The sequence below is a fragment of the Parvimonas sp. D9 genome (assembly GCF_035282565.1).
Lineage (GTDB): Bacteria > Bacillota > Clostridia > Tissierellales > Peptoniphilaceae > Parvimonas > Parvimonas micra.
In genome coordinates this window covers 284,442-292,753 of record NZ_JAYKBM010000002.1, presented here as the reverse complement: position 1 = coordinate 292,753, position 8,312 = coordinate 284,442, and the positions used below count along the sequence as shown (strand labels likewise).

Sequence of the window (8,312 nt, the reverse complement as noted above, 5' to 3'; positions counted from 1 at the left end):
CTGGCAGACGCACAGGACTTAAAATCCTGCGATGTTAACTCATCGTACCGGTTCGATTCCGGTCCTCGGCACCAGTTTAGTTTTTATATCGCGGGATGGAGCAGTTTGGTAGCTCGTCGGGCTCATAACCCGAAGGTCGTAGGTTCAAATCCTGCTCCCGCAACCATAAGAATAATCGCAAGATTATTCTTTTTTTGTGAAATGAATGATAATATTATTGGATAGATTTTACTGTAAGAATGTGAAAATTTATAAATAGATTAAAATTTGATTTTAAATACTATTTATGTTAAAATAAAACGGTAAGGAGGCAAATATGAAAGAGAATTATCAATTGCTGTTAGACAATATAATTAAAGAAAACGAAAAAAACAACTGTGCTCCGACTCTTCTACTACATTCATGTTGTGGACCTTGTAGCAGTTATTGCCTTGAGTATTTGTCTAATTATTTTAGAATTACAATTTTTTATTATAATCCTAATATTTATCCTAAAGAAGAGTATTTTTTTAGAGTTGAAGAACAGAGAAAATTGATTGAAAAGATGAATGGAAAATATCCGATAAATATGGTAGTTGGGAAATATGATGTTGATAGATTTTATAAAACTGTAAAAGGAATGGAAAAAATGAGAGAAGGTTCTATTCGTTGTCATAGTTGTTATGAATTAAGATTAAGAGAGGCAGCTTTATTGGCAAAAGCCGAAAATTTCGACTATTTTACTACGACACTTACAATAAGTCCTTATAAAAATTCACAAGTTTTAAATGAAATTGGGCAAAAAGTTGCTAAAGAAATAGGCGTAAAACATCTTCCATCAGATTTTAAAAAGAGAAATGGATATAAAAGGAGTGTTGAACTTTCCTTAATGTTTGGAATGTATAGACAAGATTACTGTGGTTGTATATTTTCTAAAATGGAAAGAGAAGAATTTAAAAAATTGAAGGAGAGCTCATAGCCTTCTTTTCTTATGTTCTTGTAGTTAAACGGATATAACAGTCCCCTCCTAAGGGACCGTTGTGGGTTCGATTCCCGCCAAGAACGCCAATGAAGTACATTTAATAATGTACTTTTTGTTTATTGTGAATTAACAAATATCAACATAACATAAAGAGTTATGTAAAAACGAAAAATTCACTGTTTTTACGTAGGAGAAAAAAATGAAAAATTTTTTTAATTTTATTTTTAGTAGAATTTTTTTCATAATTTGTATGGTTTTAATTCAACTAATGTTTTTAACAGTATTTTTAATATATTTTAATAGATATTTTATTTATTTGTATGGAATAAATTTGATTGTTGGTTTGATTTTTACATTTATAATTATAAATGATAATATAAATCCTGCATTTAAAATAACTTGGATATTAATTGTAGTCGTACTTCCATTTTTAGGTGGAATAATTTATCTGACTTTTGGAGAAAAGAGACTTTTAAAGTCTGTAAAAAAAAGACTTTTTAATTTTTCCATAAAATTTAAAGACTCTATGGATCTTTCAAAGGACTATGATATAGAAAATCTAAATGATTCTGATATGAATGTGTATAGGCAGGCTAAATATATAAATTGTGCAACCGGTAGTCCTGTATTTTTTAATACTGAAACTAAATATTTTGCGTCAGGAGAAGATAGTTTTGAAGAATATTTAAATGATTTGAAAACTGCAGAAAAATTTATTTTTATGGAATATTTTATTATCTCAGAGGGATTTTTTTTAGATTCAGTTTTAAATATACTAAAGCAAAAGGTAAAAAATGGAGTAGATGTAAAAATTATCATAGATGATATAGGTAGTATTTTGACATTATCCAATAAAACACTTGAGGAAATTAGAAATTTAGGAATAAAAGTTGTAGAATTTAATCAAGTAAAAGGGATTGTTTTACCGAAACATAATAATAGAACACATAGAAAAATGACAATTATTGATGGTAAAATTGCTTATACCGGAGGAATAAATATAGCTGACGAGTATATAAATTTGTACGAAAAATATGGTTATTGGAAAGATTCTGTTTTGAAGCTTGAAGGTCATGCTGTCGCCTCTTTTATAAATATGTTTATTTCCCTTTGGGACTATTCAACCGGAGAAAATACTGATATTTTGAGTTTGTATGATAAAAGTGATCTTGAGAAAAAATCAAATATTAGGGACGATCTTGGTGTAGTAATTCCTTTTTCTGAAACGCCAGTTATGGAATCAACCAGTGAAAATATGTATCTTAATATGATTAGACGTGCGAATAGATATATTTATATAACAACACCTTATTTAATAATAACTTGGGAAATGGAAAAAGCATTAATTAGTGCTGCAAAAACCGGTGTTGATGTTAGAATTATAACACCACATATTCCTGATAAGAAATATGTTCACTTGCTTACGAGGTCATTTTATAAAAATCTTGTAGAAAATGGAGTGAAAATCTATGAATTTAAAAAGGGCTTTATACATGCGAAAAATTTTCTTTGTGATGACGGATTTGTCGTAATTGGAAGTATAAATTTAGATTATAGAAGTCTTTATCTTCACTTTGAATGTGCTGTTTGGACATTTGGAACTCCTATAGTAAGTGATGTTAAGGAAGATTTTGAAAATACTTTAAAAGATTCTATGGAAATAACACCTGAATGGATAAAATCAAGAAAATTAATTACGAGAATATTGCAATCATTATTAAAATTATTTGCACCACTAATGTAAAAAGGAAATTTTGCTGATTAGTAAAAATTTCTTTTTTTATATGGTTTTGTTTGTTTTTTATAATTAATTTAGTTTTTATCTAATTTATAAGGATGTACTTATTGATAATATTGTGATAAAATAATAATTTGGAATATTTTAAAAATGGAGATAATTTATGAGAAATATTATGCTCACTATTAGTTATGATGGAAGTTTGTTTTTTGGATTTCAAAAGCAAAAAAATGTTGTAACTGTTCAAGGAGAGATAGAAGATGCTTTAAAAAAAATTACCGGAGAAGATATAAATATTATTTCAGCTGGAAGAACGGATAGAGGGGTTCATTCTTTAAGGCATATAATTAATTTTCATACTGAAAGTAATGTAGGAGTTTTGAATTTTAAAACTGCTTTAAATCATTTTTTACCTATTGGAGTTAGAGTTTTAGATTCTAAAGAAGTTTCAGAGAATTTTCATTCAAGATTTGATGCAAAGATGAAGACATATAAATATATTTTAAATTTAGACGAAGTTATGGATCCCATTTACTATAATTACAAGGCAAATTTTCCATATCCTTTGGATATTGAGAAAATGCAAAGAGCCAAAGAATATTTTATTGGAAGAAAGAGTTTTAAGGCTTTTATGGGTCCGAGAACAGGTAATACCAATCCTATTAGAGAAATTAAATCCTTTGAAATATGTAAAGAAAATAATGATTTAATTTTTTTGATTAAGGGACAAAGTTTTATTAGAAATCAAGTTAGAATAATGGTTGGAACACTAGTCGATATCGGCAGAGGATTGATTGAAGAAGATGAACTTGAAAAAATTTTAGATAGTGAAGACAGGACAAAGGCAGGAATAACTTTAAGCCCAAATGGTCTTTATTTAATGGAGATTTTATATGATAAATTTTAAAGATTTAGATTTTTTAGTTGAAAGTCTGCGAAAAGTTGATACAGGTAAAAATCATATTTTGATAACTGGGAATATAAAAGTTGGGAATTAAAAGCTTTTATAAAAAAATATTACAAAAATTCTAAAATTGATGGAATTATGACTGAACTTGTTATCACTGATAAATTTAGAATTGAACTTTTTAGATATGGAACTGAAGAAAAATTTATCATCGGGGAAAGAGAGACAGAAATGAAATTTTTTGATGATGTTTTTTTGAAAAAAAGTTATGAATTTATGAATGATTTTAAAGATAATGATATTTTAGTCTTTGATGAGATTGGGAATAAGGAATTACATTTAAAAGGATATTGTAAAAAATTAATTTCTCTTTTTAAAAATAATAGAATTTTTGCAGTACTTAAGAAAGGTGGAAATCCAATAGTTGAAAATTTGGATAAATTAGAAAATTTTGAAATTTTTGACTTGGATAAGTTTTATGAATAGAGATGAGTATTTTATGAGTCTTGCTTTGAAAGAGGCAAAAAAGGCTTATGATAAGGGAGAAGTGCCTATTGGTTGCGTTATTGTTAAAGATGATAAAATAATTTCAAGAGGGCATAATCAGGTTTTGAGCAAAAAAAGTGGAGTTTATCATGCAGAAATTATTGCAATTAATAAAGCAGGACAAAAACTTGGAGATTTTAGACTTGAAGATACAGAGCTTTTTGTAACTCTTGAACCTTGTTGTATGTGCGCAGGGGCGATTGTAAATAGTAGAATAAAAAGAGTTATAATTGGAGCCATGGATGTTAAAAGAGGTTTTTGTGGATCAATTGAAAATGTATTAGATAGACAGGAACTCAATCATAGATCAATTATAAAAACCGGTGTATTAGAAGAAGAATGTTTAGAAATTTTACAAGACTTTTTTAAAAATTTAAGGAGTGAAAAGAAAAATAAATGAAATTAGTTGTTTGCTTAGATGAAAATAACGGCATTAAATTTTTTGGTAAAAGACAAAGTCAAGATGAGTTGCAGAGAAAAAATCTTTTTGAATTAATTGGAAATTTAAAACTTTTTTTGACAGAGTACAGCTATGATCTGTATAAGGATATTGAATTTAATTTTGAAATTATTGATGAAAAAACAAAAATTATAGAAAATTCTGTTTTTTTATATGAAGGGGATTTTTTAGAAAAATTTTTATCATTAGTAGATGAAATTATAGTCTATTTTTGGAATAGAGATTATCCTTTTGATGAAGTTTTTGAGGAATTTTTAAAAGACTGTTGGAAAGAAAAAGAAGTCTTTGAGTTTAAAGGAAAGAGTCACGAAAAGATTACAAGAAAAATATTTGTAAAGGAGAATAAAGATGAATAATAAGATTAGAATTGATAAGAAAAACATACGAATATTTGGCATTATGCTATTTCTTGTTGTGACATTATTTGTTGCTTTTTTTACACATAGGTATATTGAAAATAGAAGTACCAGTAATACTAATATAGTTGGACTTGATATAAACAAACTTCCGGAATATAACGGGAAGCCTTATGTTGTTATTAATAATAATGAGCCGAATTTTGATAAAAGTGAGTTAGTATCAAAATCTTTTGAAAAATATTCTGAACTTGACTCCTTAAAGAGATGCGGAGTTGCCGATTCTATAATAGGTCAAGATTTGATGCCAACTTCAAAAAGAGAAAATATTTCTTCTGTAAAGCCAACAGTATGGAAATCCGTAAAATATAATGGAATTGAAGGAGGAAGTTTATATAATCGTTGTCATCTGATTGGCTTTCAACTTGCAGGAGAAAATGCAAATAAAAGAAACTTAATAACGGGAACAAGATATTTGAATACAAAAGGAATGTTACCTTTTGAAAACATGATAGCCGATTATGTAAAGGAAACAAATAACCATGTAAGATATAGAGTAACACCTATTTTTGTAGGTAACGAACTTGTCGCTAGGGGTATTCAAATTGAAGCGATTTCTATTGAGGACAATGGCAAAGCAATTAAGTTTAACGTATATTGTTTTAATATTCAACCGAATATAGAAATAGATTATAAAACCGGAAATTCTTGGAGAAAATAATTTACAAATAAGCTAAGCTAAAAAATATAAGTTGGCTAAATGATTAATGTTGATTTTTTGTCTAAAAATGTGATAAAATTAACTGACAAAAGTTTTTACTTGATACAATTAAAACTTTTTAATATTTGATAAGGAGGTATTATAAATGATTGAGTTTAAAAACGTATCAAAAGTTTTTTCAAAAGGAGTTAAAGCTGTTGATAATATCAGTTTTACTATTGAAGAAGGAGAAATTTTTGGCTTTTTAGGTCCTAATGGAGCCGGTAAGAGTACAAGTTTAAAAATGATGGTTGGAATTTTAGAACAGACAGAAGGGAAAATCACAGTTAATGGAGTTGATACTCTTGAAAATTCTATAGAAGTAAAAGAAATGATTAGTTATGTTCCTGATAATCCTGATATTTATACAAAGATGACAGGGATAAAATATTTGAATTTTATTGCTGATATTTATGGAATAGATGAAAAAGTAAGAAAAGAAAAAATTGAAGAGTATAATCAGAAATTAGAGTTAGGAGATGCAATTTACAGTACAATAGATAGTTATTCACATGGTATGCGTCAAAAATTAGTATTGATTGGAGCGTTGATTACTTCTCCTAAGGTTTTAATTCTTGATGAACCAATGGTTGGATTAGATGTTAAAACTTCTTTTAATTTAAAAAATATTTTAAGAGAGTTTGCTGATGCTGGAAATACTGTAATATTTTCAACACATGTTATGGAAGTTGCAGAAAAAATTTGTGATAAATTGGTTATAATAAACAAAGGAAAAATTGCTTTTTGTGGTAAATTATCTGAATTGAAAACTGAGGAACATTCAAATGAAGATTTAGAAAAAATATTCTTGGAGTTGACAGACAATGAAAAAATCTAAACTATGGACTTTAATAAAATATTTTGTTTCGATTGATTTTTTTGCAATCTTATCTATAAGGCAAAATTTAAAAACAAAGGGAAAAAGATCAGCAAGTTTTCAAGGTGTAGCGGGGATATTGTTTTTTGTTATAATGTTTGTTTGGGGAGCACCTAAACTTGGACGTTTTCTTGCTAACAATTTTCAAACTACGATTGGTAGAGCAAGTTTAACTACTTTTTCTGTAGGGATATTTGTTGTAACATTATTTTTGTCATTGGCAACGGCTTTTGTTTTTATTGAAAAGAATAATGAAACTGAAATATTATTATCTTTACCGATATCAGGTAGTGATATATTTTTATCCAGAATTTATTCTTTAGCAATAACATTTTTCATATCATTCTTTTTAATTTTTGTTATTGCATTTGGAATAACAGGATATACACTAAAAAAAGGAATAGACTTTTATATCTTTACTTTTTTAGGACTAATATTACTTAACTTGGAAGCAATTTTGCTAACCGGAGTTATAATACTTATTTTTGGAAAACTACTTAGAACAAGTAAAATATTCAATAGATTTTTAAAATTAATTTATGGTTTATTTACAATAGGATTATTTGCATTATATATGATATTTACTCAAGCCGCATCCAATCCGGCTTTAGGAATTGATATAGGAAAAGTTATTGTAGATTTGGAAGGAAAGCTTTCATCAATATTTTTCTTTGTGGTTTGGATGAAAAAAATATTGATTTCTGATAATCTTATTACATCAATTGCAAATTTGGGAATAGGTTTAATTATTTGTATAGTTCTTTCATTATTATTGAAATTCTTTGCAGAGAGAAATTATCTTGAAATTTTGAGAAGTGTAAATGTTGTTTCAAGAGAAAGTAAAGCTGTTATTGAAAAAAGAAAAAGACAAGGAGTTGCACATTCAAAACAGTACAAACTTGTTGTATTATTCAAAAAAGAATTTAATGAAATTATAACAACTCCAACATACTTTATGCAGGTAATTATGATTGATATAATGGTACTTATTATAGCTAGTATTGCGGTATACTATGGACTAAAATTTAAGTCACAGCTGGTATTTGCTCTAAATGTTTTAGTTTCTTCTACATCATTAGGATATTTATTTGTTTCTGCATTTGGAGTAGGAGCCTGCTTGGGACTTTTCTGTGGTCTATCTTCACTTACTACAAGTTCCGTTTCAAGAGAAGGAAAATCATTTTGGGTAATAGCTACTGCACCGATAGGAATTAATACACATATAATTTCAAAAATTTTTGCCTGTCAAGTATTACATTTTATTTCGGCGATAATAGTTGTGGCATTATCAATGGTTCTATATGTTTTTAACCCTCTTGTATATGTTGCGGTTATACTTGGAATGGCTTTAACTTTATTTACAAGTGGAAGTTTAAATATGATTTTAGGACTTATTAATCCATATTTTGATTGGAAAACTCCAAAAGAAGCTTTAAATGGTGGTTCAGGTGGAATAAATATATTTATTTCAATTTTAATTAATTATGGATTATATGGATTAATCATATTTGTGACTGTCAAAATGATTAAATGGAATTATAATATACCTTATGTTGTTTTGGCAGATTTAATTATAATTTTAATAACTGCTGTAATATCTTATTTAATAGACAGAAAATTATTTAAGAGATTATTAAGGAGATTATAAATAAAAATTTCATGATAATTCACGATAGGATTAGAGTTAAATTTTATATAAAAAAACAG

At 27.3% G+C, this 8,312-nt stretch carries 9 protein-coding genes and 2 tRNA genes; all 11 read left to right on the top strand.

From position 1 onward, the window contains the following. Positions 1 to 89: 89 nt before the first annotated feature. The 11 genes from VJI94_RS03695 (at position 90) to VJI94_RS03645 (ending at position 8,253) form a co-directional block, all read left to right on the top strand. A tRNA-Met gene (locus VJI94_RS03695) sits at positions 90 to 166 on the top strand. A 150-nt stretch (positions 167 to 316) separates the two neighbouring features. After that, on the top strand, positions 317 to 958 hold the full coding sequence (locus VJI94_RS03690; RefSeq protein WP_324008382.1) for an epoxyqueuosine reductase QueH: 642 nt from the start codon (positions 317 to 319) through the stop codon (positions 956 to 958). Between the two features lie 14 nt (positions 959 to 972). Further along, a tRNA-Arg gene (locus VJI94_RS03685) sits at positions 973 to 1,047 on the top strand. 113 nt (positions 1,048 to 1,160) lie between these two features. Further along, positions 1,161 to 2,705, top strand: coding sequence for a cardiolipin synthase (gene cls / locus VJI94_RS03680; RefSeq protein ID WP_029949896.1), 1,545 nt, complete (start codon positions 1,161 to 1,163; stop codon positions 2,703 to 2,705). A gap of 157 nt (positions 2,706 to 2,862) precedes the next feature. After that, entirely contained in the window at positions 2,863 to 3,606 is a 744-nt protein-coding gene (truA, locus tag VJI94_RS03675) for a tRNA pseudouridine(38-40) synthase TruA (protein ID WP_324008380.1), read from the top strand. A gap of 138 nt (positions 3,607 to 3,744) precedes the next feature. Then, positions 3,745 to 4,092, top strand: a complete 348-nt coding sequence (locus VJI94_RS03670) for a nucleoside-triphosphatase (RefSeq protein ID WP_324008379.1) — start codon at positions 3,745 to 3,747, stop codon at positions 4,090 to 4,092. Further along, positions 4,085 to 4,552 carry a tRNA adenosine(34) deaminase TadA gene (gene tadA, locus VJI94_RS03665; RefSeq protein ID WP_324008378.1) on the top strand — a complete coding sequence of 156 codons (468 nt, stop codon included), beginning with the start codon at positions 4,085 to 4,087 and terminating at the stop codon, positions 4,550 to 4,552. The genes VJI94_RS03670 and tadA overlap by 8 nt, the downstream gene beginning before the upstream one ends. Then, complete coding sequence (locus VJI94_RS03660) at positions 4,549 to 4,968, top strand: hypothetical protein (RefSeq protein WP_324008377.1); 420 nt, start codon at positions 4,549 to 4,551, stop codon at positions 4,966 to 4,968. Before tadA ends, VJI94_RS03660 begins: the two co-directional genes overlap by 4 nt. After that, entirely contained in the window at positions 4,961 to 5,689 is a 729-nt protein-coding gene (locus tag VJI94_RS03655; protein WP_324008375.1) for a DNA/RNA non-specific endonuclease, read from the top strand. Before VJI94_RS03660 ends, VJI94_RS03655 begins: the two co-directional genes overlap by 8 nt. 145 nt (positions 5,690 to 5,834) lie before the next feature. Continuing rightward, positions 5,835 to 6,566, top strand: coding sequence for an ABC transporter ATP-binding protein (locus VJI94_RS03650; protein ID WP_004832888.1), 732 nt, complete (start codon positions 5,835 to 5,837; stop codon positions 6,564 to 6,566). After that, positions 6,553 to 8,253, top strand: a complete 1,701-nt coding sequence (locus VJI94_RS03645) for a hypothetical protein (RefSeq protein ID WP_235048315.1) — start codon at positions 6,553 to 6,555, stop codon at positions 8,251 to 8,253. The genes VJI94_RS03650 and VJI94_RS03645 overlap by 14 nt, the downstream gene beginning before the upstream one ends. Positions 8,254 to 8,312 lie beyond the last annotated feature (59 nt).